Source organism: Acinetobacter sp. YH12068_T, from assembly GCF_024606005.1.
Lineage (GTDB): Bacteria > Pseudomonadota > Gammaproteobacteria > Pseudomonadales > Moraxellaceae > Acinetobacter > Acinetobacter amyesii.
Genome location: NZ_CP094555.1, coordinates 1,676,956 through 1,701,630, shown reverse-complemented (window position 1 = coordinate 1,701,630; position 24,675 = coordinate 1,676,956). Strand labels below are relative to the sequence as shown.

At 37.5% G+C, this 24,675-nt stretch carries 21 protein-coding genes and 1 pseudogene; 16 read left to right on the top strand and 6 right to left on the bottom strand.

The window, feature by feature from the left end; translation table 11 throughout:
- Positions 1-110 precede the first annotated feature (110 nt).
- The 7 genes and pseudogenes from MST18_RS08210 to MST18_RS08180 all read left to right on the top strand — a co-directional run bounded on the left by MST18_RS08210 (position 111) and on the right by MST18_RS08180 (position 4,697).
- On the top strand, positions 111-479 hold the full coding sequence (locus tag MST18_RS08210; RefSeq protein ID WP_078190788.1) for a hypothetical protein: 369 nt from the start codon (positions 111-113) through the stop codon (positions 477-479).
- A 3-nt stretch (positions 480-482) separates the two neighbouring features.
- Positions 483-875 (top strand): hypothetical protein, encoded by a 393-nt coding sequence (locus MST18_RS08205; RefSeq protein WP_180133794.1) that lies wholly within the window; start codon positions 483-485, stop codon positions 873-875.
- A gap of 584 nt (positions 876-1,459) precedes the next feature.
- Positions 1,460-1,720: a hypothetical protein gene (locus MST18_RS08200; protein WP_180133793.1), complete on the top strand. Its 261-nt coding sequence runs from the start codon at positions 1,460-1,462 to the stop codon at positions 1,718-1,720.
- A gap of 3 nt (positions 1,721-1,723) precedes the next feature.
- Positions 1,724-2,479, top strand: coding sequence for a zeta toxin (locus MST18_RS08195; RefSeq protein ID WP_257227541.1), 756 nt, complete (start codon positions 1,724-1,726; stop codon positions 2,477-2,479).
- 43 nt (positions 2,480-2,522) lie between these two features.
- Positions 2,523-2,768 (top strand): hypothetical protein, encoded by a 246-nt coding sequence (locus MST18_RS08190; RefSeq protein ID WP_180133792.1) that lies wholly within the window; start codon positions 2,523-2,525, stop codon positions 2,766-2,768.
- 329 nt (positions 2,769-3,097) lie between these two features.
- A pseudogene (locus MST18_RS08185) lies at positions 3,098-3,760 on the top strand (MBL fold metallo-hydrolase); the annotation flags it as partial.
- A gap of 175 nt (positions 3,761-3,935) precedes the next feature.
- A complete protein-coding gene (locus tag MST18_RS08180; RefSeq protein ID WP_180133791.1) occupies positions 3,936-4,697 on the top strand; it encodes an alpha/beta fold hydrolase in 762 nt (253 codons plus the stop codon).
- A gap of 45 nt (positions 4,698-4,742) precedes the next feature.
- Here the strand turns inward: MST18_RS08180 and MST18_RS08175 are convergent, their stop codons facing one another.
- The 6 genes from MST18_RS08175 to tssH are packed head-to-tail and all read right to left on the bottom strand — an operon-like array spanning position 4,743 to position 12,385.
- Positions 4,743-5,699 (bottom strand): M15 family metallopeptidase, encoded by a 957-nt coding sequence (locus MST18_RS08175; RefSeq protein ID WP_180133790.1) that lies wholly within the window; start codon positions 5,697-5,699, stop codon positions 4,743-4,745.
- Positions 5,696-6,367: a hypothetical protein gene (locus tag MST18_RS08170; protein WP_180133789.1), complete on the bottom strand. Its 672-nt coding sequence runs from the start codon at positions 6,365-6,367 to the stop codon at positions 5,696-5,698. Before MST18_RS08170 ends, MST18_RS08175 begins: the two co-directional genes overlap by 4 nt.
- Before the next feature lie 12 nt (positions 6,368-6,379).
- Complete coding sequence (gene icmH / locus MST18_RS08165) at positions 6,380-7,183, bottom strand: type IVB secretion system protein IcmH/DotU (protein ID WP_078190778.1); 804 nt, start codon at positions 7,181-7,183, stop codon at positions 6,380-6,382.
- A 9-nt stretch (positions 7,184-7,192) separates the two neighbouring features.
- Positions 7,193-8,557, bottom strand: a complete 1,365-nt coding sequence (gene tssK / locus MST18_RS08160; RefSeq protein ID WP_180133788.1) for a type VI secretion system baseplate subunit TssK — start codon at positions 8,555-8,557, stop codon at positions 7,193-7,195.
- Positions 8,558-8,562: 5 nt separating this feature from the next.
- Positions 8,563-9,693 (bottom strand): type VI secretion system protein TssA, encoded by a 1,131-nt coding sequence (tssA, locus tag MST18_RS08155; RefSeq protein ID WP_078193367.1) that lies wholly within the window; start codon positions 9,691-9,693, stop codon positions 8,563-8,565.
- Between the two features lie 19 nt (positions 9,694-9,712).
- On the bottom strand, positions 9,713-12,385 hold the full coding sequence (gene tssH / locus MST18_RS08150; RefSeq protein ID WP_180133787.1) for a type VI secretion system ATPase TssH: 2,673 nt from the start codon (positions 12,383-12,385) through the stop codon (positions 9,713-9,715).
- 465 nt (positions 12,386-12,850) lie between these two features.
- Between tssH and MST18_RS08145 the strand changes: the two genes are divergently transcribed.
- The 9 genes from MST18_RS08145 to tssM all read left to right on the top strand — a co-directional run bounded on the left by MST18_RS08145 (position 12,851) and on the right by tssM (position 24,644).
- Positions 12,851-13,462 carry a hypothetical protein gene (locus MST18_RS08145; protein ID WP_180023731.1) on the top strand — a complete coding sequence of 204 codons (612 nt, stop codon included), beginning with the start codon at positions 12,851-12,853 and terminating at the stop codon, positions 13,460-13,462.
- 15 nt (positions 13,463-13,477) lie between these two features.
- Positions 13,478-13,981: a type VI secretion system contractile sheath small subunit gene (gene tssB, locus MST18_RS08140; protein ID WP_078193364.1), complete on the top strand. Its 504-nt coding sequence runs from the start codon at positions 13,478-13,480 to the stop codon at positions 13,979-13,981.
- On the top strand, positions 13,974-15,458 hold the full coding sequence (gene tssC, locus MST18_RS08135; protein ID WP_168379480.1) for a type VI secretion system contractile sheath large subunit: 1,485 nt from the start codon (positions 13,974-13,976) through the stop codon (positions 15,456-15,458). The genes tssB and tssC overlap by 8 nt, the downstream gene beginning before the upstream one ends.
- Positions 15,459-15,506: 48 nt before the next feature.
- On the top strand, positions 15,507-16,010 hold the full coding sequence (locus MST18_RS08130) for a type VI secretion system tube protein Hcp (RefSeq protein ID WP_078190771.1): 504 nt from the start codon (positions 15,507-15,509) through the stop codon (positions 16,008-16,010).
- A gap of 70 nt (positions 16,011-16,080) precedes the next feature.
- On the top strand, positions 16,081-16,557 hold the full coding sequence (gene tssE / locus MST18_RS08125) for a type VI secretion system baseplate subunit TssE (protein ID WP_078190770.1): 477 nt from the start codon (positions 16,081-16,083) through the stop codon (positions 16,555-16,557).
- A gap of 15 nt (positions 16,558-16,572) precedes the next feature.
- On the top strand, positions 16,573-18,381 hold the full coding sequence (tssF, locus tag MST18_RS08120; protein WP_180133786.1) for a type VI secretion system baseplate subunit TssF: 1,809 nt from the start codon (positions 16,573-16,575) through the stop codon (positions 18,379-18,381).
- Positions 18,345-19,340: a type VI secretion system baseplate subunit TssG gene (tssG, locus tag MST18_RS08115; protein ID WP_111885473.1), complete on the top strand. Its 996-nt coding sequence runs from the start codon at positions 18,345-18,347 to the stop codon at positions 19,338-19,340. The genes tssF and tssG overlap by 37 nt, the downstream gene beginning before the upstream one ends.
- Complete coding sequence (locus tag MST18_RS08110; RefSeq protein WP_180133785.1) at positions 19,340-20,785, top strand: hypothetical protein; 1,446 nt, start codon at positions 19,340-19,342, stop codon at positions 20,783-20,785. Before tssG ends, MST18_RS08110 begins: the two co-directional genes overlap by 1 nt.
- 28 nt (positions 20,786-20,813) lie before the next feature.
- Positions 20,814-24,644: a type VI secretion system membrane subunit TssM gene (gene tssM, locus MST18_RS08105; protein WP_180133784.1), complete on the top strand. Its 3,831-nt coding sequence runs from the start codon at positions 20,814-20,816 to the stop codon at positions 24,642-24,644.
- The last annotated feature ends 31 nt before the right edge of the window (positions 24,645-24,675 follow it).

Here is a 24,675-nt window from a genome sequence, read left to right as displayed (position 1 = left end):
ATAAATGAATTAATAAAACAAGGCTCGAATGCTTTCCCACGGAAAAAATTTATCTATATAAGTGTAATTCACGGTAGAATGCCCGAAACCTATATGGCCTGAGAACAACCATGGCAAAACATACGCAAAATTCATCACCTTTGGCAGAACTGATTGCAGAACAAAAACTTTTATGTGAAGAAGTGGGTTCTGCATATGTAGAAGTGCAAGGCGATGATGTAATTGCTGTGGCTGTCCATACCTTAAATAAAGATCCAATAGTCGGTATTCGTAAGCCTGCAGAAGGTGATGAAAATGTCAGTTGGTATATTTATGGCGGGGAGCTTGAAGGCGCAGATAACTTTGAAACAATGACTGTGCGTAAACTGCAAGATGTCGTGCCTGAAGTGCTACCGTATTTAGCTTTGGATGTAGGTTATCGTTTTATGATCGATGCTGATGATTATGAAGATGTCTGGAAAGAAGGTGATGAGGCTTAATTTATGCATTCTCCGTTGATGTATAAACTTTATGTCCTTATTTTCTCTGTGTTTACTGCTTCTGTAGCATGTGCAAATGTGAATGAAGCGGTTACTCCACAACTGACTCAAGCTGAATATAATGCTCAGATAAAAGCATATACTGAGCAAATTAATTCAACCAAAGCTATTTTGGATGATCCTGCATCTACAGCAACGGGTCAGCAGCAAACTCAAGCTTTTTGTTTAAGATTGAATGCATATCGACAGATTTTAGAAATTTCTCAGCAAAACTCAGCTCTTGAAATGGCCAATCTAATGCGAGTGGCTTCACAGCACTATTTACAACAACAGCAACAGAGTATGCAGTCATCTGGCTTAAACGAAAGTGCATTTTGTTCGAGTCCTACAAAATAATTTAGGTTTAAATTTCTCTTCTAAAACTTTTGGGCTCTAGTCTAACTTTCTTTCATTTTGTTCTATTTTTCATAATTCGAAATGGTCTAATATTTCAAAATTATTACAGCATTATTCACTATAGGTGCAGTTTCTAATAATATTAGAAATTGAAAATGCAGATTGTCAGGAAATGATATGAAATATGCTTAAAATGATAAGTCCATCACATTATTATGATCAAGTTAGAACGATTTATATGCAACAAACATCCCTGGTCCTGTTGCATAGGTCAGTACTAATACATCAACTTGTTGATGTCGTTCTCTTTTGGCCACTGAATAAGTGGCTATTTTTTTGTGAAAAATTAAATGCTTAATTGGGTGATAAATCCAATGTAGGTAACTTTTACATAATTCTTGATTTACTATCCACACACATTGACTTATATACGACATTCTTTTCGAGCAATACAATCAAATGATTTATGCACTTTGAATTTTTATCAATTTCTTCTCAGGATTGCTGATGGAAAAATAGACAAATATTGCGAGTATGATAAGATAATTGAACACATTATTTTTGATGTTTGAGGAGTTGTTTACATGACAGCTTATACTTCAGTATTGAAAGCAAGCAAATATGAGGACGATATGATCCCGAGCCTTGCTATACATGCATTTCGCCATGCTTTTGAACAAGCAAGTGCGTCATCCACTGTGGTTTATGTAAAAGGTTTACAACTGGTTCAACGTCTGCAAAATGGTCAAGAAGTACAATTAAAAGATGTTTCAGCCGATTTTGTACAAGTGGATGATCTACCAAAAATCTTAAAACGTAAAAAGAAAACAGAGGAAATTGTTTAATACATGCCTCCACAACCTCGCATTAGAATGTTCGCGGGTCCAAATGGTTCAGGTAAAAGCACAGTTAAAGAATATTTATTGCCCCATCATATTGGGGCATATTTAAATGCGGATGAACTCGAAGCTCAACTGAAACATTCACACAGGCTCAATTTGTTGGATTACCATCCCGCTTTAAAATCCGAAGCACTAATTGACTTTCTATATACGAAAAAGCGTCCCGTTGATGGAGAATTTATTCCGCTATTAGCACGTAAACCTCAGATATTAGATCCGTGGAAAATTGAGTTTCATCCAGATCAGATTGACTCATATCTTTGTGCAAGAATTATCGATTACATCCGTTTGCAGTTTTTAGAACTAAAAATTAGTTTTACTTTTGAAACAGTGATGTCCCATATTTCCAAGGTGGAATTTCTACGCGAAGCAAAAAGAAAAGGCTTTAGAACCTATCTATATTATGTTTCCACTATTGATCCTGTTATCAATATTTCACGTGTTCAGTACCGAGTGAAAATGGGTGGACATGGTGTTCCAGAACAAAAAATTCGCGAACGTTATTATAGAAGTATGGATTTGTTAATGCAGGCGGTAGAATCAACGGATCGAAGTTATTTATTTGATAACTCTGCCGATGGACAGCATGCTTCTTTCATTGCGGAAATTGAACAAGCTGAAATTTTAAAGATGAATTCTGGTATTCAGCGTTTACCGTGGTGGTTTGTAGATAAGGTGCTTAAAGAGTTTGAGCCAAATTAATGTCAACTGAATATCATATAAAACAAAATAACAGGATGAATCTATGCAAAATAACGACTATGAATTACAACAACATTCAAACTCATCTCCATTAGATCAAACTAATCTTGATCAAGCCATTGAGCAGCAAGCTGAACAAGAACAGCAAAAAAATAGTACATCATCTGATCCTTTATCTTCTCTAGATTTGACTGACTTAGCTGAAATTGGTTCGAATATTATAGAATTGGGTTCAGATGCTTTAACGTGGGTGAGCGATGCACTCAGCGATATCAGTATTGATCTATAAATTATCTATTATTTCAATTAACTTCACAATAAACAGCCTTTATTGAAAAATCTCCGAGGATATATTTCGTGATCTTTTAAGTTTATCAATTAATTCTAAATAAATTAAACACTCTTGAAACGTAAAATTTTTCAATCAGGAAAGGCATGTCAGAATGAATATTTAGACTGGCGAGCTTGCATCTTTTTTTTAATAATATGTTATAAAAACATATATTGTTTTATGGCTGATAAATATGCATCCATTTCTAACCACTTTTATTGGCGAGAACTTTATGGGTCTGGGGGGGCAGTTGGCTACTTCAATAAAATAGCCTAAGTATATAATAGGTTTTAGAAATGCATGTGCACGCATATCAATTAACCTCATCTCAATATTTAAAACAGTTTTTTGGTGGCATAATTACAATGATCAATAAGATTAAGATTGTGCAGTAAAAATTTAGCGCCATTTATAATTTTGATGTGAAATATTTTAATTCACATCAGTCTTTTGATTATTTATTTGCAGATCATGAGGTATTTAAAATCGGTGAGCTAAATGCGTATAACATTCCAACGCCTGGACATACACCTACTTGTCTGAGCTATGTGGTTGGTAATGATGCTGTTTTTGTCGGTGATACCTTATTTATGCCTGATTATGGCACAGCACGCTGTGATTTTCCCAAGGGCAGTGCGGCAGTATTATTCGACTCTGTACAAAAGATTTATCAGTTAGCACCTGAAATGCGCGTGTTTTTATGTCATGCAAAATACTGCTGCGAAAGCAGTGTGCATGCGCAAAAACAGCAGAATATTCATATCCACGTTGGTACGAAAAAAGAAGATTTTGTCACAATGCGAACTCAGCGTGACGCAAATTTGGCTATGCCAAAACTGATTTTACCTGCAATACAAATCAATATGGATGCAGGTAAATTTCCAAAACCAGAAGGGAATGGTATTCGCTATTTAAAAATTCCTTTTAATCACTTTAAATCTGCAAATTAAAGACAAAGAACCTTTAGGTTGAATGCGGTTGGCTATTTCACTTAAAAAATAGCCTAAGCAAGTTAATTAATTGCCACCTGAAAATAGCCTAAGTAGGATTAATAAGTTTTAACTGTCATTTGATTTCATTCATTCAACTAGGCATCATTATATCAACATAGCAAAGTATTCAAAAATGATCCTAAATTACGAATATCATCAAAAATTAGAAGGCGAAACGCACCCGCTAGTCTTTATTCACGGTTTATTTGGCAGCCTCAGTAACTTAGGGATGCTTGCCAGAGCTTTTCAAAATTCACATTCTGTCATTCAGCTTGATTTACGAAATCATGGTAAATCACCTCAAAGTACAGAAATGAATTATCGTGAGATGGCAAACGATGTACTTGAGACATTAGATGTAATTGGCATCGATAAGTTTTCAGTGATTGGCCATTCCATGGGAGGCAAGGTCGCAATGCAATTGGCTTTAATCTCAGAGCGGGTAGAGCAACTTGTTGTATTGGATATCGCACCCTTTGCATATCAAGAACGTCATCATGATGAAATATTTAAAGCTTTGATCGCTGTACAAAATGCACAAATTCAATCTAGACAGCAAGCGGTTGAAATTATGCGTGAGTATATTCATTCGGATATGGTTATACAGTTTCTACTCAAATCGTTTAGTAAAGGACAATGGTTGTTTAATGTAGATGCGTTGTATAAACAGTATGACCAAATTATTGGTTGGGAAAGTATCGGAAATACTTGGCAACAACCTATATTGTTCCTTAAAGGTGGACAGTCACCTTATATTTCAAAAGCGGAACATATCAAGGCGATAGAACATCAATTTCCACATGCGAAAATTGTAGAAATAGAAGGTGCAGGCCATTGGTTACATGCAGAAAAAACAACTGAAGTTTTAGAGCAAATACAATATTATTTAGATTAATATGTTGTGCCTTCAAATATATTTTGCAGGCACAACATCGAAATATTACTCAATCGAAATGTTATTGGCTTGAAGCTGACCTTCAGAGGTGAGTAATGCCGCCATCTCTGCAGTTTTTTTCAGGCCTGGCATACGATATTCTGTATGACCATAATCTTGAATAGATTTCCAGCGTCCGCCCCATGTTAAACCGACAGACTCAGCGGCTTGACCATAAAGTTGATAACCACGCATAGCCCAAGGGTCTCGTTCAGTAATGACCACTTTACCATTGCGTTTAAAGGCGACATCGGCTGCTAACCCAAATTGATGATAACTTTGGAAGCCTCGGGCACGAGTTGTATTCTTATTAGTAGCTAAATTATTTTGACGTTCAGGACTACGATAACCTTCAAGCAAAACCATTTCATAACCATGCTGTTCACGCATGATTTTAAACACCATTAATAAGCGCTGCTTATAACGAGGGTTCATTTTATGCCATTTACGATCTGCTGAAGGTACATCCTTAGAGTATGAATGCGTATGGATATCTTGAACTTCTGGGTTAAAGCTTGATGCCATTACAGATGGCTGCTCAATCATTGCTGCTTCTTCAGCGATCGCTTCTTGAACAAGATATTCTTCAACCTCAGGAGGCGCATCTAAAACCTGTCCATCAAGCATGGCGTAAATTTGTGGGTCGACTTTACGCAAATAATCAGCTTCCACTTTACTTGCAGTAATCGGGCGAGTAAAAGCAAATAATAAAATACTGGCAAACAGTAAGAAGCCTGCAAATAAAATCCACCATTGTTGTAAATGCCAGTGTGATTGAATTTGTTGTGGTGCTGCTGCATAGTTCAGTTCATAAGCAAAATTTTTGGCGTGTTGAATTCTTTTTTTACTTTGTGGAATGATTTGAAAGAAAAAATCCTGAACTTTAACTCTGAGTTCATAAGAAAAACAAAGCACTGTCACCAGTGCTAAGACAAAGAAACAGCTAACCAAAAAGATGATCATGGGGAAACTGTAGCGCTCACAGTCGCATTAGCAGTGTTTGTTGCAGCAACCACTTTCGGACGTTTGGTTTCAGAAATTTGCGTTCCACCCACCGGTTCTTCAAAGTGTTCTTCTTCTTTTGCTGCTTTCGTAGAAGGCTCTGTAGGTTTGGTCACCTTAGCTGTTGTTGGCGCAGCTTTTGGTTTTACTAATGTAGTTGGAATATGTTGTTTAACGGTTGTTGTAGCAGCTACAACAGGGCGCTGCGGTTGGGTAATTTCAAAAGGCGAACGGTTATTCGCTACAGCTTGAACAGGCTGAGTCACTTTAGCCGTATTGCCATGATTGAAAGCAGTAGCTAAATCATTCGAATATAAACCATTATCCTGATCTTTTTCGTCCGTAGCATGAACGCTTTGCAGTGCTTTTTCAGCTGAAGATTGCTCATTTTCACTTTGACGGGGTGCAGTGGTTGCCTCAGTTTCAGCTTTGTCTTCAGTTGGGGCAGAAGTAGTCATTTCTGTATTTGCAGGCTGATCGTCAGAACTTAGATAAAAATATCCCATGCCAACAACAATAATGACCGCAGCACCAACAAGAAAGCCAATCGCAGCATGAGCTAAAGGCGGTAAATTATTCTTTTGAGTCGACTGTAAAATTCTAACGTTATTCGATTTTTCGTTTGCCATGGTGTCTAAGTCTTATGGTAAATGAATGGTGATATAAGCCTGTTCCGATGGTGCAGTTATGACATTTTGATATTGTGATAACGCCTGATTATTTTGGCTGGATAACATATATTTCAGTCCACCAAATGCTAATACAGCAAACAATGCCCAAAAGATAATGATCCAAAAAAATGGTAATTCACGGTGAATAATATTTTTAATTTGATCCGGCAGTGCCGCGAAAGGCGAAAACGCCTTTTTACCTTTCATATAATCAATTTCATCACCGACACGTGCAACGAGTGAATTGAGCATTTCAATCGATTCAAGTCGGTATTTACCATGAAAACCAAGGAGCATGCAGTAATGATAAACTTCAAGTGCTGCTAAACGATCTTTATTCTTAGAACGAATTTGCTCTAAATTTTCAAAAAAGCGGTAACCCGCAAGCTGTGAACCAAAAAGACTTAATTGCAATGGATTCATCATCCAATTGTTTTGTAAATCAAAAAAGCGTGCATCTTGTTGGGTGACAATGGTTTCATCTAATAAAGCGCAATAGGCATATTTTGCGTCCGTGATATCTTCATTGCTGAATTGAAGCTTACGGGCTTGGCTTTCAAATCGGTTTAATAGATCCATAATTTTTGTCCTGAAACTTTCAGGGCTGGATGGAACATATTGATTTTTGAGTAAGAATACGATGTAAAAACCATCATGCAGTAGATCAACTAAATTGGTTGAACTGTTGATTTTCGGTTCAGCACTTGGTTTTGAAGAGCCTAATCCAATTTGACCGTCGTCAAAAAGTGAAGGGGCATTATTTGAAATATTCATGATTGCTCCTTAACCATTCATCACTGCAATAAGTTCAATCGAGATATCTTGGAAGCCAGCTGGTATGTAAACACAGATCGATTCAGAATCAAGCATACGCTGATACAAATCATTATTTGGCTCAACTTCAAAATAACTAACACCTGAACGTACCGGAATTGCTGTTGGCACTTGCATCATATGTTGCAATGGCACAGCCGGTAATGCCGCCATGACACGCTGTTCAACATCAATGGTATTACCGACTTTAAAGCGCAGCGGTACATAAGAAATAATGTCATGTGTAGGCATCACACTACTTGAAACAGCTAAATACAGGCGAGAATCGCGAGTAATTTTGTCACTTTCAAGGCTGCCCACCCAGTAGGATTGACGCGTTTCTTTCAAGTTAATACTGATATATCGATTTGAAATAATCGTATCGAGCAACTCACGTAAAATCACATCTAATTGAGCAAAACTTTCTTGCAAATTATGATGTTGATACTGTGGGAGTTGATCTACTTCATAAGCTGTAGAGAAGGTGAGTAAAGAACCTGTCAGACGTAATAATTCAAAATATAAACGTTCAGGATGAATCAGTGGATATTGCAATAAATGATTTAAGGTCGCATGTGCAGTATTCAGCGCATTAACCAACCAAAATGAAACGATATCACCAGAACGGAATTCAATTAACTTTTGTTCGTTTTCACGATTATTCGATTGAATGGTTTTAATTTTAGCTTTGATAATATTGAGCGTTCGTTTAAGCCCGGTAATCAGTGAATCACACGAACTAATATGTAATATTGGCGGGATAAATTGATAATCTAAAACAAAATTACCAGAACTTTGGCGCTTAATTCGGCCTATAGGCATGTAAAGAAAACCATCAAGATTGTGCTGTGGTTCTTGGCCTAATTCAAAGATTTTAAACTCTGCACGGCGGCGTAATAAAGTGATTTCAGCAGCCGTCGCATCTGTAAACAAATCATGAGTTTCAGTCAAATGTGAATGATAGCGACTCGATTGGGTATTTTCTTCAAAATTGACGTTTCGTTTATTCGGTTGAACAATCGGTAATGCTAAATAAATTTGCATTTCACCGCGTAAATTTAATGAATCAAGTAGTACAGGCTCAGGTAATAAATCTTGTGCAGGTGCTTGATAAATCTCACCATCTTGCCAAATCATTTCGACTTTATTCAAAGCTAATGTGTTGGTACTGAGTTGCGATTCATCAAAAATTAAACTTTGAATACCATAAGCGAACGGTATCGTTGCGCGAACCGTATGGTTTAAACGCTGTTCATGATAAGCATCTTGTAATTGAAAGTGTTGTGGGCGTAAAAATAATCCTTCACCCCATAAAATTTTTTCTGCTTTAAACATTGTTTTTACCAGTCGCTATTCGATTCATTGCTTTGTTGCTGAACACCTAACATTTCTTGTACAGCTTCAAGAGGGTTTTCATCCTTAATCACATGAGTTAACCATTCATGTAGAGGCATTTGTGACCATTTAATGGTTTTTTGCAGCATATAACTGACAGGGCTATGCGGCTCATTCACTTGAAAATAGTCAGCAATATCTTGCAAGACTTTCATGGCTTGTTCACGATTTTCAAGATGATTTTGCACTTGAGGTTTAAACTGCTGTGTATGCTGTTGTTGTATTATTTGCATATCATTCTGCACGGAAGTTACAGTGGAAAGTGTCTGGCTTTCAATTGGAGAATTTGATTGAACCTGTTCAGCGCTCGATGAATTGATAAAAGCATCTGCTTTATAGATTTTTTTTAAGCTCAAGTGAATCATTTCGATTTGAGAGTCAATGCCAGCAAAGCTTGGCGCATCTAAACCCATCAAATCATCAAGAGTCGTTTTTAAGTTTTCCCAATGGTTTAAAATATCTAAAAACTGTTGGTAATACTGGTATTGAATTGATTTTGACGTATTGAACAAGGCATGTTCAAACTGTTCCATACCATTAAAAGACTCTTCTTGATCATCATCTTCATGGTTGGATTTACGTCTTTGGTTTTGAACATGAAGTAGTCGATCATAGTCGGATAGGGAATAAGCTGCCGCGCCATGAACGATTGAAACTGATTTAATTAATGTTGGGATTTGATTAATTATCCCTTGTAATAAACCTAGACGTTGATCAAGGTCATCATCTTCAATTTCAGGATGAAGTTGTAGCCAAAAGTCTTGCAAACTTTTTTGTGTAAGTTCAATCCCTTTGGCAATCCCTTCAAAACCATGAATGTGAGTCCACGCTTCAAGCAACCAACCATATAAGCGAATATCTTTTGTATGTTCGCGAAGTAGATCTGACGATTTTTGGTGCACAAAGCCCCAATCTGCCTGTTTCGGTTCTGCGATCCAGTCGCCTTGATCCAATAGCGGGTCATCTTGTGTTTTAGCTTTTTTAATTGCATGAAAATCATTTGAAAATGAAAAATCACTACCGCAAGGTAAATCATCCGTAATCGGTTGCAATAAAGCGTCGAGCTCTAAACTCATATTCTACATCGTTCCTAACTTATGCTTCTAAGGTTTTAGTCTTTTTGCTGCTGCGTTTTTTTGCAGGTTTACTTTTAGGATCTAAAACATAAATAATTTCATCGTCTTTGACATCGATTTCAATGACTGATGGAATCTTTTGTTCACTCATCGCCATCAACAATTCAGTGGCTAAAGCAGGTAAGACCGTCGCATTTAAAATGTTGTCGACATTACGCGCACCACTATCGACCTCAGTACAGCGACTTAATAATAATTCGACTAAATCGTCGGTATAACGTGTTTGCGTACCATATTGTTTTTCAATACGCGCGGTGATTTTGCCTAATTTATGCTGAATAATGCGTACGAGCAGATCATCGTGCAATGGGAAATACGGCACAATACGCATACGACCTAAAAATGCCGGCTTAAATTGTTTATATAAAGCTGGTTTTAATACATCTAGAAGTTCTTCTGCTGACGGCCATTCTTCTACTGGCTGATTTAAACAAGCCTGCATAATGGCACTAGAGCCAGCATTTGAAGTCAGCAGGATAGTGGTATTTTTAAAGTCAATAACACGACCTTCACCATCTTCCAAAGTACCTTTATCGAATACTTGGTAGAATAGCTCTTGAACATCGCTGTGTGCTTTTTCAATCTCATCGAGTAAAACCACACTATATGGATTTCGGCGAACTGCTTCTGTCAGTACGCCACCTTGGCCATAACCGACATAACCTGGAGGAGCACCTTTTAAAGACGACACGGTATGTGCTTCTTGATATTCAGACATGTTAATGGTGATTAAATGAGACTCACCACCATATAACTCGTTTGCTAACGCAAGTGCAGTTTCGGTTTTACCCACACCACTTGGGCCAACCAGCATGAAAACGCCTTGAGGTTTATTTGGATCTTCCAATTTTGCCTTGGAGGTTTTAATGCCTTGTACCAGTTGATGCAGTGCATAATCTTGACCCATCACACGTTGTTCTAACTGTGCTTCAAGCTTCAAAATTTGCTGAATTTCATCATTCACCATTTTCCCAACAGGGATACCGGTCCAGTCTGAAATGATTTCATTAATAATTTGTGCATTCACACGCTCAAAAACAAGCGGCGTTTGACCTTGTAACGTTGCCAATTGGTTACGAATATTGCTTAAAGTTTCAATATTTTCTGGTTTTTGCTCGGACTCTTGTTCAAGCGTTTTAATCTGTTGAACGAATTCGAGTTCTTTTTTCCACTGTGTTTCAGTCGACTGAATTTCTTGTTCCAGCGTAGATATTTGTGTTTTTACATTTTCAATGCGTTCGTGGTGAATCGGGATATTCTTATGTTCATTTTCAAGAATTGCTAATTCAAGCTTCAAATTATGTAGTTGAGCTTGAAGTTGATCCAATTTTACTGGTTGTGCATTTTGCGTTAACGCAACACGCGCAGAAGCTGTATCTAAGACACTAATCGCTTTATCAGGCAATTGACGGCCAGTGATATAACGGTGCGAAGCATGGACTGCAGTAACGATAGCTTCATCGTCAATTTGTAAATTGAAATGTTTTGCCATCACGGGAATCATGGCACGCAGCATATCGATTGCGACTTCTTCAGTCGGTTCTTCAACCTGAATTACTTGGAAGCGTCGGCTTAATGCGGCATCTTTTTCAAAATACTGCTTATATTCAGCCCAAGTAGTTGCGGCAATGGTTCTTAACTCACCACGTGCAAGCGCCGGTTTTAACAGGTTTGCTGCATCATTTTGACCTGCTTGACCACCCGCACCAATCAACGTGTGTGCTTCATCAATAAATAAAATGATTGGATGTGCAGAGGCTTGAACTTCATGAATAACTTGTTTTAAGCGATTTTCGAATTCACCTTTAACACTGGCGCCCGCTTGTAGCAAGCCCATATCTAAAGTGTGGATGCTGACGTTTTTTAAAGCATCTGGAACTTGGTTGGTTGCAATTTTTAATGCCAGACCTTCAACAACGGCCGTTTTACCAACACCAGGCTCACCCGTTAAAATCGGATTGTTTTGACGACGACGCATCAAAATATCGAGCATTAAGCGGATTTCAAACTCACGACCAATCACAGGATCAATGCCACCATTTTTAGCTTTTTCAGTAAGATTAATGGTGTATTGGTCTAGAGCTGGTGTTTTAACTGGCGTAGTTGCATTCGTTTGTACTGCTGATTTTTCATCTGGTGATGCAGTTGCTAAATCTTCATTTTCAATGCTTTTTAGGCAAAGATCTAAAAATTTATGTTTAATCGTATCTATAGGTAATAAATCGAATAGAGAAGAAGCTCTTGCTGCGATTTGGTATAAATCTGGCGCGGTAAGCAGTGCAACAAGTAAATGACCACTACGAATTTGTGGATTTTGTTCAGCAGATGCTAATAACCAAGCTTGTTCAAGTAAGCGCACAATGGATTGGGCAAAAATCGGGGTGCGCGTATTTCCTTTTGGAAGTTGAGCGATACTTTCTTTGAGGTCATCTGCCAAACCGTCTGCAGAAACTTTGTATTTTTCTAAGAGTATTTGAAGGTCATTTTTATTGTTATAGGTTAATAATTCGAGTAAAAAATGTTCAATTTCGATTTCATAATTTTGCTGTGAAATACATGTATTGGCTGACTTTTCGAGTGAAATGCGGGCGTGAGGTGAAAGTTTAGTAATTAAAACTTTTAAATTATTCATAAATAACTCATCAAATTTAGAATCCACAGTACGAAATTTTACAAGTTTGACTGTGATCTCTTTTTTCTTGCTATAAAAATAAAAACTTTAAAATCAACACCTTATATATTTTTAGTGTCTTGCTTTAGGCGATATAATACAGACTAAATAAAAAAAGGAAAAAGATTTTTTTATAAAATGAAACAAAAAAAAACAAATCGTCTACAAACTTTGGAGTATTTGGCACATTTTTGTATTGACTCTATGTGCTTATTTTTTGTTAAATCTGCAGCATATTTTTAATTTTGATAAATGAAGAGAAAACCCACGGGAAAATAAGTGGTGATTTCTCCACATATCCACATAAATTAAGTTTTAGCACGTAGAAATACAGAGGCAATTTTGAATAAATTTAGTGTTTTATTACCTATAATTTTAGCAGCTAGTTTAACACAAACCGTTTTTGCAAAAGATAAAGCGGCATCTGTGAAAAAATCCTGTTTAAAGGATTATCCACTGGCAGTAGGTGATACAGATCCAGAGATTATTGGTTTTTATAATCAGTTATGTGACAAAAAAAATAAGAAAAATGAGAACTTAAAAAATGAAATTTTTGTAGATATTGCCAAAAAATATCAAGCTAATGGTTACAATTTAAAAGCATTGCAAGCGGTCAATCTGCTGCGAGAAAAGAACTATCAGTCGCCTGAACTTACTGATGTCACTTTTTTAGCAGGTATCGCTATTTCTTATAATGCGCTGAATCATATGCGCAGTAATGAAAATCGTACTCTAGATGAACAGACCTATTCTCCTGCCAAAGTGTTGTCGGATAATATTCGTTATATTCAGCCGACGATTGATAAATCTACGTCTGCTGCAGCAGATGTTCGTGAAAAAAGTACAGAATCTTCGAGCAATGTGAAATCTAAACAGACAACACCAGCTAAAAAACGAACCAATACAGCGTCTACCAAGTCTAAACAAACGACTACAGCAGCAAGCAAAAAGAAAACTACCACGACAGCAAAAACGCAGACTACAGCGAAAAAACCTGCTGCCAGTGGTTCACCTTTCGATACATTGAAGAATAAATAACAAGGAAAAGCACTCATGGCAAAACGTGAAAGTGTACAGAAAAAACTTCAACGAATTCGTCCTCCTCGTGTTCAATTGACTTACGATGTTGAAGTTGGCGACGGTAAAGAAATTAAAGAGTTACCATTCGTTGTTGGGGTGTTAGGTGATTTCTCTGCGGCATCTGAAGTAGAGAAAACTAAATTAAAAGACAAGAAATTCATTAATGTTGATTTAGATAATATTGATGAGGTAATGGAGTCTTTAGCGCCACGTGCTAATTTTCAAGTTGAGAATACCTTGACTGAAGACGGTGGAAAAATGTCGGTAGATCTTACATTTAAGAGCATGGCCGATTTCACTCCAGAGCAAGTTGTACAACAGGTTGATCCATTACAAAAGTTAGTTGCCGCGCGTGAGCGTCTGTCTGACTTGCGTAATAAAATTTCAAATAATGAACGCTTAGAAGATTTACTGGATGAAGTGTTACATAACACTGATCAAATTCGTAAGTTGAGTGTGGAGGCAGAAAATGAGTAATTTTAATACTGCAACTGCTGCAAACCTTGAAGCAACTGAAGAATATTCGCTTTTAGATTCAATTGTTGAACAAAGTCGTATTGCGCGTACAGATCAAGAACATGATCGTGCAAAAAGTCTGATCGGTGAACTTGCCAAAGAAGTCATGGCAGGTACCATCACCGTTTCGGACAATATGACTTTATCAATTGATAAGCGTATTGCTGAAATTGATGCGTTGATTTCATCTCAGTTAAGTAAAATCATGCACCATGCTGAATTTCAAAAAATTGAATCGACATGGCGCGGTTTGTATTATTTCTGCCAAGAAACACCTTCAAACTCTTTAACAAAAATTCGTATGTTAAATACGACGAAAAAAGAGCTGATTAAAGATTTCCAAGGTGCGACCGATTTTGACCAAAGCACATTGTTCAAAAAAATCTATGAAGAAGAATATGGATCATTCGGTGGTGCGCCTTATGCAACATTGATTGGTGACTTTGAGTTTGACCGTACACCATCTGATATGTATTTGCTTGAGCAAATTTCACATGTCGCGGCGGCTGCACACGCACCGTTCATTTCGGCTGCAAGCCCAAATATGTTGGGTCTAGAATCTTTTACTGATATTGATCGTCCACGCGATGTTTCTAAAATCTTTGAAACCGCTGAATATGTACAATGGCGTTCATTCCGTGAAAGTGATGATGCACGATATGTTGCATTGACAATGCCACGTGTATTGGGTCGTTTGCCATATGATCCAAAAGAAGGTATTGCCACTGAAGGCTTTAACTTCGTTGAAGAAGTTTCCGGCGAAAACCACAATGAATATTTATGGATGAACGCGGCTTATGCCTTTGGTACACGTCTAACCAATGCTTTTGATATGCATGGTTGGTGTGCTGCGATTCGTGGTGTAGAAGGTGGTGGTTTAGTTGAAGGCTTGCCTGTCCATACGTTCAAAACCAATGATGGCGAAGTGGTCTTTAAATGCCCAACTGAAATTGCCATTACTGACCGTCGTGAAAAAGAACTGAGTGATCTTGGTTTTATTCCGTTGGTACACTGCAAAAATACGGATTATGCAGCATTTTTTGGTGCGCAATCGACGCAAAAACCTAAAAAATATGATAGCGATACAGCAAATGCCAACTCTGCATTGTCTAGCCAGATCCAATACATCATGGCAGTTTCACGTATTGCACATTATTTAAAAGCAATGATGCGTGACAAAGTGGGTAGTTTTGCATCAGCGGGTAATGTTGAGACCTTCTTAAATGAATGGTTGTCGCAATATGTATTACTTGATGATGGTGCATCTCAAGAAGCTAAAGCTCAGTATCCATTGCGTGAAGCTTCTGTAAAAGTTGTAGAAAATCCAGCTTTGCCTGGTCACTACAAATCTGTGGTTTTCTTAAGACCACATTTCCAGTTGGATGAGTTGTCTGTTTCATTACGACTTGTGACCGAGTTACCTCAGTCCTCAAATTAATTTTGGGTCAACACTATAATAACTTTAAATAAATAGGTATTCAGAACAATGAAAGATATATACATTCAATTTCGTGGTAAGTACAAAGTAGACGGCGAATCTCGTGATGCAGAGCACAAGAGTTGGTTAGAAGTAAACTCTTGGACGCATAACATCCGTCAACCTAAATCTGCGACTTCTTCAAGTGTGGGTGGTCACACTGCAGAACGTGTAGAGCATTCTGACATGGTTTTTGTTAAAGATTTAGACGCGACAAGCCCTAAACTTTGGGAAGCATGTTCAGCAGGTTATACATTTGATGAAGTTCAAATTGATTTCTACCGTGCGAATGGCGACAAACGTATTAAATATCTTCAAATCAAACTGAAACATGTGTTGGTTTCTAGCGTGACTCCAACTGTAAATGATGAAGGTGTTCCACACGAATCATTTGGTTTGAAATATGCTGCAGTAGAGTGGACATATAACCAACAAGATATTAACGGTACTGCGAAAGGTGCTGTTACTAAGAAGTGGTCATTATCTAACAACACTGCTTCATACGCAGCGTAATAGATGGATTCAGATAGAGGCTAACTTGGGTAGCCTCTATTTTCATTTTTTTAAATATTTATAAGAAGATATGAATCTCGATCAGCTTTATCCTTATGGTTTTAGAACCACATTATTTGACCGCTTATTACCAGCTGATGCTCAACAGACTCAAGGTCTGTCTTTGCAAGAACTTCGTGAATCTGTTGCTTCCGATTTAGAGGATCTCCTCAATAGTCGTGTGGCAAAATTAGATGAACTGATTGATGACTTTCCATTAGCAAAAAAGTCTATTTTGCAATTTGGCATTATCGATTTTGTGGGCTTATCGACAGCAAATCCATCGGATCGCGACAAAATTTGCCAGTCAATTGAGCAATCGATTGCTGCACATGAACCGCGTTTAAAACAGATTCGAGTCGAAATGCTCATGGATGGCCATAATATGGGGGCACTATGTTTAAGTATTCAGGCATATTTAAATATTCATCCTTTATACGAACCAGTTATTTTTGATGCCTTATTAAAACCAACAACACAACAATATGTTATTTCTCCAAGAGCTTAATGAAGTGGGTTATCTGTGATTGAAGAGCTGTTACCGTATTACGAAAAACAACTACAGGAATTTGGACAACAGTCCCGTGAGTTTGCCAGTAAATACCCCAAAATCGCCCAGCGTTTGTCTTTAAACCAAGAACAAATAGATGACCCGCATATTGAGCGTTTAATTCAAGCCTTTTCTTTAATTTCTGCACGGATTGATAAAAAACTTGCAGATAGTTATGACGTTTTTACCCGATCAATTTTTGAGGTGATGTTTCCTCAATATTTAAAACCATTTCCTGCATGTTCTGTGGTGAGCTTCGAAGATATAAATAAAATTAAGCAATTAACAGATCGACACGTTATTCCAAAGGCGACCAGTCTAAAAGCCAAAAGTACGCGCGGTGTTCAATGTGAATATCAGACGGTACAAGAAGTCACATTATTACCGATTCAATTAAAACAGCTCAATTTCAAAACTCATCCATCGGCACATATGCATTTAAATCAAAATGCCACATTGAGCTTAGGATTTGAAATTTTTTCGAATAAGCACGCTTTACTCAAAAATGAAACTTTGCCGATCTTTTTAGACGCTATTTCTAATTTTCCTTTGCAGGTTTTGGATAGTATTTTTAAATCCACTACAAGTTTTTCGATTCGTGTAGGGCAGCACATTTTTGATATTGCCAATCCATTTGAAATTATGGGCTTTGAAGAAGTTCAAAGTGTTCTACCTATCGATCAGCATACGCATCATGCATATCGTTTACTGATGGAATATTTTTGTGTTCCTGAAAAATTCAATTTTTTAAATCTAAATTTAGATTTCATTAAGTTTTTAAGTTTAGAACATAGTGAATTTGATGTTCAAATGCACTTTAAACTCAATTTAAATGATCAAGCAGCGATTCGAAATTATTCTGAATTAAATGCTGCAAATTTTAAATTGTTTGCTACACCAATTGTTAATCTTTTCAATAAACAAGCAGAGCCGCAAAAGATTAATCATAAGCGAATGGAATATCCATTGGTGACAGATGCACACCATCCTGAATATTTTCAAGCCTATAGCATTTTAAAAATGAATATGGTGCGTGAAAAAAGTAACCAAGATGAAGTGTATTATCCGGTACTGCCTTTTTTTGCAATGAGTCATTATCATCAGGATAAAGTCCAGTTTTTTTATAGTTTAAATCCGCAGCAGATGAAGAATAAACATCAGGAATTAAACTATTCAATCATATCTCGTGCTTTAGACCCGCATAGTACTCAGTCCGATTTTATTAGTACTGAACTTTTGTGTAGTAATCGTGAGTTACCTTACGAAAGTTATAATAAAGATCAGAATGCATTAACACTGAATGATAGTAATTTGGCACGTCGTGCCCTGATGCTCAAACGACCGTCGTTACCGTATTATTTTGAGCAAAATAAACAAGAACAGTGGCGGGTTATTTCACATTTATCTTTGAATAATATGTCTTTAATGAAAGGCGATGCGGTCTCTCATATTAAAGAACTTTTGGAATTGTATAATTTACCTAAATCGAAAGAAAACCAAATTATTATCGATTCCATAAAAAATATTCAGTTTTCTACCACGCAGAAACTTGTAGATAGTAAACCGTTTCCATTATTTGTCAGAGGCTTAAAAGTACAGCTCGATATCGATGCGGATATATTTAGAGGGCATAGCCTGTATATATTTAGTCAATTGCTGGCCCATATCTTTAATTTAAAAGTCAATATGAACAGCTTTGTCGATGTCTCGGTTTTTGATGCAAATAGTCAACAGGAGTTATACCAATGCGTGCAGAACGTTGGTGGCAAGAAAGCTCTGTAATTGACGGACTTTTCCAAGAACCGAAAGCCTACGAGTTTGTTCAAGCTACTCGTTTGTTAAGACATGCACCTTATGGAGCAGCTCAAGTCCATTGGGCCAATGACTTTGAGTTTAATAGTTCACTTAATTTGAACTTCCCGAACACTGAAATTGAAAGTTTAGAGTTCAACGATGAGAAAGTTGAACTGACAAATTTAATGGTGGGTTTAACGGGTATTCAAGGTGCATTACCTTATAGCTATACCAATAAGATTAAGCTCAGCGGGCGACATCAGCGACACGAAACACAAAAGTTTTTAGGGCTGTTTAATCATAAATTAACAGCACATTATGTTGATGCCAGTTTAAATTATCATTTACCTATTCGTTATGAAATCGAGCAGGATAATCACTATCTTGATATTTTACATGCATTAAATGGTTATATCAGTAGCCAGCATGATCAGCCAGATTTAGATGATTATTTTGCTGAATTCTCAGGTTTAATGCAGGGGCAAAACAATACAGCTTATGCATTAAAAACCATGCTGAATTGTATCTTTAAGCAGAAATTTGATATTCGAGAATTTATCCCTGAAACTTTTGTATTTGAAGAAGATCAGAGAACATGTTTAGGTGGATCTCAGCCGAGCTTATTGGGGCTGAATACTTTTTGTGGTGAGAAGATTCAACAGATTGACGAAAAAATTGAAATCGTGATTGGACCTTTAAATCATGAAGATTATTTAACATTTTTACCGAATCAGGCACGCAGCCTAAAATTAAAACAAATGATTCAAACTTGGTGTAGTCCAACATTAATGGTGGATGTGCGCTTAATTTTACAAAAAGAAGAAATAAAACCGGTGTGTTTAAATTCTTTGAGCGGAATTGGTTTAGCTCAGGGAGCATTTTTACAGCCGAATAAACAGGTCGATAATACAGAAACCTGTTATGCCTTAATGGGGAATGCAAAATAATGCTGAAATTAATAATTGGAACCTTTAGTACGCTTTTTGTTTTGTGTACTGCTTTCGTGATTTTTTACTGGCGAGATACAGGCTATGATCCGACGGCTTTCGATTTAGTCACATACTTTTTACTTCTTCCTTTAGCTTTATGTGCAATTATTTTGTCGCCTTATTTGCTTTACAAGGGCATTCAACATCAAAAAGAAAAAAAACTTGAAGCTGAAAAACGTGCAGAAGAACAAGCTGAGCAACAACAACTTGAGGCCATTGAACAAGCAAAACCGAAGCCTATTGATGTACAGCAATTTCGTTTAAATGTTTATTCTTCAGCGGCTTGGCATAGTTTTGGTGAAAACGAACAAATTATCCAAGATATTCAACAATTCAAAAGTCCTGAACTCGATGATAAGTTATTTAATGCATACGGTTTGCCTGTTCTTTCATTTCGAATCAAAGATTTAGATGAACTCACTAATGAAGAAGCAGATGATGAATATAGTGCCATCACCATGCGTGAAAAACGAATCCAGTCACTTATTCAGCAACAACTAGAGCAACACGTTGAAAGTCTATTTTTAATTGCAGAGCATCTGAAGCAATCAGCACTCTTTTATGATAGTGAATTGGCATATCAGTACCGTATGCATCCGGGTTGGGTGGATCCAGATTATACGCAAGATGAACATCCAGAACATTTGGCGAACAATGCACAGCAAGTTTCACGTCTAAATCGTATAAATGTTCATATTTTGCTTGCTGATAATTTGATTCATCAATGGAATGATGATTATGCTCAAATTATTCAGCAATATCTATCTGACGGATTTTCGATCATTCCCGAACAAATTCATATCGAGCCACATTTTATCGGCACTCAAGTCGCTTATTCAGAATGGTTAAGCATTTTAGAGATGATTTCAAAACAAAAGTTTGAAGTCAGTTTGATTCTGAATGCTGACTCTGAAATCGACCAAGAATGGATTGATGAAAAGATGTGGTTACAAGAAAAATACATTGCTGCAGAGTTTGCATCGAGTTGGTGTTTGGCTGCTTCAGACGTTCAAGTTCGAGGTTTAACTCCAAATAAAGTGCTACAAGTGGTGGCACATGAGCCTGAGTTGAAACGTAATTTAGAGCTTAAAGCACTGAATAATTTAGATCAGTATGATCAAGAACAACCCTTTTTATTGATGTTAGATGATGCAACAGATATGAAAGTGGTGAAAAAATTACAGCATAAATTTAATGAAACCGCGATTGAAACCTATCATTTTTTATATACAAAACAGAATCTTGGAAATACCCAGCAATTGGCAAAAATTTTTGGATTCATGTTGGGTATGCACTTGCCAGAAGAGTTAACTGCCATGATTTATAGCACAGACCAAGAATCGACATTTGCTTTTATTCAAGCATTTTCAGTAGAAGATGAACTTGAACAAGAAACTGTTTAATTAGAATTAAGACGAAATTGAGAACATTGTGAACACACTATTTTATACGATCCTCGGTTATGTTTGGCAGTACGTCACCAATCCTAAAGCGATGGTGGCTTTGTCATTTTTTGTGGCCATTGTGGCTATGCATAATTCGATTCCACAAAAGACTTTTTACATTGTGGTTGCTGTTTATATTCTCGGATTAATTCTGTGGGGTATTTATGAATTAGTGCAGCATTATCATCATAAACAGCAAGGCGAAGAGCTGGCTGAGGCTATTGCCAAAGATAATGAAGCTGAATACGGCAAACAAAAGAATAAAGAAGAACTTGCGCTGATCAATCAGCAAATGAAAGAATCGATTCAACTTATCCGTAAATCAAAACTTGGCGACAAAAAGGGAAATGCAGCGCTATATGAATTACCTTGGTACATGGTGATTGGTAACCCAGCAGCGGGTAAAAGTTCAGCGATTTATAATTCTGGCCTTAGATTTCCATTTGAAGAAACCCATCAGAAAATGGTGTCGGCAGGTCTAAGTGGTACTCGTAACTGTGATTGGTTTTTCTCTACAGATGGTGTGTTACTCGATACCGCAGGTCGATATTCAGTTTATGCCGAAGACCATTCAGAATGGTTAGGTTTCTTAAATATTCTCAAGAAAAACCGTTCTAAAGCACCAATTAACGGTTTAATCGTGATTGTTTCTGTGGCGGAGCTTGTTAGTCAAAGTCCTGAAAAATCAATCAAATTAGCCAAAAACTTACGCGCACGTATACAGGATTTGACGGAACGTTTAGAAATTTTTGCGCCAGTGTATATCGTTTTTTCAAAAATGGATTTGATTGCTGGCTTTACAGAATTTTTTGATTGTTATGATAAAGATGAATTTGATCAAGTTTGGGGTGCAACACTGCCTTATGATCCAGACTCATCTGAGCATGCCGTTGAGATGTTCGAAAAGCATTATTCAATTTTATACGATGGTTTGAAGAGCGTCAGTACTACGCACTTGAGTCGTCGTCATTCGCAAAATATTTCTCCAAGTGTAATGACATTTCCACTTGAGTTTAAAAGTTTAAAGCCAGTGTTAAAAACTTTTATTGGTACGTTGTTTCAAGACAACCCTTATCAGTTTAAACCGGTATTCCGTGGGTTCTATTTCACCAGTGCGTTACAAGAAGGTGTGATTGAAAGTCCAATGACCGAGCAAATCGCTGAAGACTTTCATTTGGTGAAAAGTACGGATAGTGAGTTTGGCATTCCTACGAATTCTGTTTCGCAAGACCATGGTTATTTCTTAAAAGGACTCTTTTCAACCGTCATTTTAAAAGATAAAAATCTAGTTAAACAACATATCAATCCTGCACGTAAACGTCAGCGCTTTATGGCATTTATTGCTGCATTGTTATTGGTTGCTGTGGTGCTTGGGTTATGGGTTTGGTCGTATCGTAATAACCAACAACTCGTGGCGGAAGTTCAAGCTGACTTAGACAAAGTTGTGCAAATGGAAAGCCGTAGCGGAAGTGAGCTTTCGACTCAATTGGATGCATTGCTGATATTACAAGGACATTTACAGCAGCTCGATCATTTTGATGAAGATCGTCCATTGAAATATAGTTTTGGTTTATACCAAGGCAATAAAATCCGTGAAAAACTCAAAGTTGAGTATTTACGTGGCATTCAACAAATTGTATTAGCACCATCTCAGCAAAATATGGCGCAGTACTTACAACGCGTTAAAGCCAATGAAGCGACGTTGAAAGAAAATCACGTCAATGTGCAAATCACTCAAGCTGTGAAATCAAATCAGCCCTATTTAGAACCATCGGATACTAATCCTCAGGATGCCTACAATGCACTGAAGGCGTATTTGATGATGAGCAATCATAAATATATGGAATCGAGCCATTTGAGTGACCAAGTTACTCGTTTCTGGCGTTCATGGTTAGATTCAAATCGTGGTCAAATGCCACGTGGGGAAATGATTCAAAAAGCCGAACAAGTTTTATCTTATGCGATGACTTTAGCTGCTGATCCTGCGTTCCCGCAAATGGAATCTGATCCTTTATTGGTTGATCAAACACGTCAATTATTGACGGCTGTTACTATGGGTATTCCTGCACGTGACCGCGTTTATAATGAAATTAAAATGCGTGGTTCGGTACGTTTCCCTGCGGTGACAGTGAAGCAAATATTAGGTGAAACAGGCCAAAACAGCATGTTAGGTAGTTATGCCTTGCCGGGTATTTTTACTTACCAAGCTTGGAATGATTATGTAAAAGATGCGATTAACCAAGCTGCGAATAATCCGACAGATACCCAAGACTGGGTACTCAATACCAATCGATCGGATGACCTGACGTTTAGTGGTAGTCCAGATCAAATCAGTAAACAGTTAACCGAACTATATAAGCAGGAATATATCGCTGAATGGCGTAAATTCTTAAATGCTGTGCATTATGGCAAAGGCGCAGATGTCGCTCAGCAGTCACGTTTCATTGATATTTTAGGTGAACCTGAAAATTCGCCAATTCGTAAAGTGGTTGACCGTATTGCGAAAGAAACCAGCTGGGATAATCCAATTGTTCAAGCAGAACTGGCAGCACCTCAGAAAGGCTTTATTGCGTGGTTTAAACGTAAAGTTCTCAGCCGTGATGATGCGCAGCAGGCACAGCAAGTTGCTTCTAAAGCCGGTCAAGGTGTTATTGCAAAAGAATTTGATGTGTTCTATCAATTGGTTCGTAAGCGTGATGATCAGCAAAACAAATCTATTTTAGATGAATACATGCTGTCTTTGAGTCAAGTACGTAGTAAGTTTAATGACTTGAAGAGTGGCGGTGATATGGGGCCTGCAAGCATGACATTGGTGAAACAAACCATCAATGATCAAAGCTCTGTCTTTAATAGCACGCAAAAATTTGTGGATGAAAAAATGTCTGTGGGTCTGAATGAATTAGACCAGCAGTTGATTCAAAAGCTCTTTATGCAGCCGGTGACCCAGTCATTTGAAGTATTACTGATCCCAGCTCAAAACGAAATTAATAAGTTATGGGCAATGCAAGCGTATCAACCATTTACAACCAATCTTGCACCTAAATATCCATTTAATAGCAATGCTACTTTACAAGCGACCAGTAATGAAATTAGCCAAATTTTTGGTGAAAACGGAAGTATCGCTCGTTTTGTAAAAGAATATTTGGATCCATTGGTGATTCGTCGAGGCTATACCTTAACCACGAAAACATGGAAAGATTTGGGCATTGGTTTAAATCCACAATTTGTAGCGAACTTCCAACGCTATGTTGCGCCAAGTAATGGCGTTGCTACAGGGGAATTGAGTCAAGCAGCACCTGCGGCAACCAATCAATCGAACTTCCAGTTCTTCCCATTAGAAAATACACAGTTGCTTTCATATACCATTGATATTGATGGTCAGCGTATGGTGTATGAAAACGGTGTTCAGCAATGGGTGAACTTCGTTTGGCCAAATAAAGAGGCAATTCCGGGTGCACGTATTACTGCAATTGACTTGGAAGGTCAAACGCATACGATTTTTGATGAGCCGGGTGAATATGGTATTAACCGATTGGTTGAAGGCGCTCAGCGTACACAAAATGGTAATTCATTTGAAATGGTGTGGCGTAGCAAACAAAATCCAAAAGTGTTTGTAAAAGTGAACTTCCGTTTAATTAGTGGTAACGCATCTGGCCCAACTACAGGTTCAGGCTATTCAGGTATGACTCTTGTTGATCAAGTGGTGACGAATAAAGGTGTTCGTGTCGTCGCAGCGCAAACGATGCCTGCAGGACAAGCGCCTGTAGCGCCAGCGACTTCACCGATGAGTGTTGTACAAGGAACAGCAACACCATGATGATGAATTTAAAAATGAGAGCGGTGGCATT

Bases quoted from the DNA above. Each gene is read 5' to 3' on its own strand.
- icmH (WP_078190778.1), bottom strand. From the start codon at position 7,183: ATGAATATTTCAAATAATGCCCCTTCACTTTTTGACGACGGTCAAATT.
- MST18_RS08210 (WP_078190788.1), top strand. From the start codon at position 111: ATGGCAAAACATACGCAAAATTCATCACCTTTGGCAGAACTGATTGCA.
- MST18_RS08130 (WP_078190771.1), top strand. From the start codon at position 15,507: ATGAAAGATATATACATTCAATTTCGTGGTAAGTACAAAGTAGACGGC.
- MST18_RS08180 (WP_180133791.1), top strand. From the start codon at position 3,936: ATGATCCTAAATTACGAATATCATCAAAAATTAGAAGGCGAAACGCAC.
- MST18_RS08175 (WP_180133790.1), bottom strand. From the start codon at position 5,699: ATGATCATCTTTTTGGTTAGCTGTTTCTTTGTCTTAGCACTGGTGACA.
- MST18_RS08205 (WP_180133794.1), top strand. From the start codon at position 483: ATGCATTCTCCGTTGATGTATAAACTTTATGTCCTTATTTTCTCTGTG.
- MST18_RS08170 (WP_180133789.1), bottom strand. From the start codon at position 6,367: ATGGCAAACGAAAAATCGAATAACGTTAGAATTTTACAGTCGACTCAA.
- tssB (WP_078193364.1), top strand. From the start codon at position 13,478: ATGGCAAAACGTGAAAGTGTACAGAAAAAACTTCAACGAATTCGTCCT.
- MST18_RS08200 (WP_180133793.1), top strand. From the start codon at position 1,460: ATGACAGCTTATACTTCAGTATTGAAAGCAAGCAAATATGAGGACGAT.
- tssG (WP_111885473.1), top strand. From the start codon at position 18,345: ATGCGTGCAGAACGTTGGTGGCAAGAAAGCTCTGTAATTGACGGACTT.
- tssE (WP_078190770.1), top strand. From the start codon at position 16,081: ATGAATCTCGATCAGCTTTATCCTTATGGTTTTAGAACCACATTATTT.
- MST18_RS08195 (WP_257227541.1), top strand. From the start codon at position 1,724: ATGCCTCCACAACCTCGCATTAGAATGTTCGCGGGTCCAAATGGTTCA.
- tssC (WP_168379480.1), top strand. From the start codon at position 13,974: ATGAGTAATTTTAATACTGCAACTGCTGCAAACCTTGAAGCAACTGAA.
- tssK (WP_180133788.1), bottom strand. From the start codon at position 8,557: ATGTTTAAAGCAGAAAAAATTTTATGGGGTGAAGGATTATTTTTACGC.
- MST18_RS08110 (WP_180133785.1), top strand. From the start codon at position 19,340: ATGCTGAAATTAATAATTGGAACCTTTAGTACGCTTTTTGTTTTGTGT.
- MST18_RS08190 (WP_180133792.1), top strand. From the start codon at position 2,523: ATGCAAAATAACGACTATGAATTACAACAACATTCAAACTCATCTCCA.
- tssA (WP_078193367.1), bottom strand. From the start codon at position 9,693: ATGAGTTTAGAGCTCGACGCTTTATTGCAACCGATTACGGATGATTTA.
- tssH (WP_180133787.1), bottom strand. From the start codon at position 12,385: ATGAATAATTTAAAAGTTTTAATTACTAAACTTTCACCTCACGCCCGC.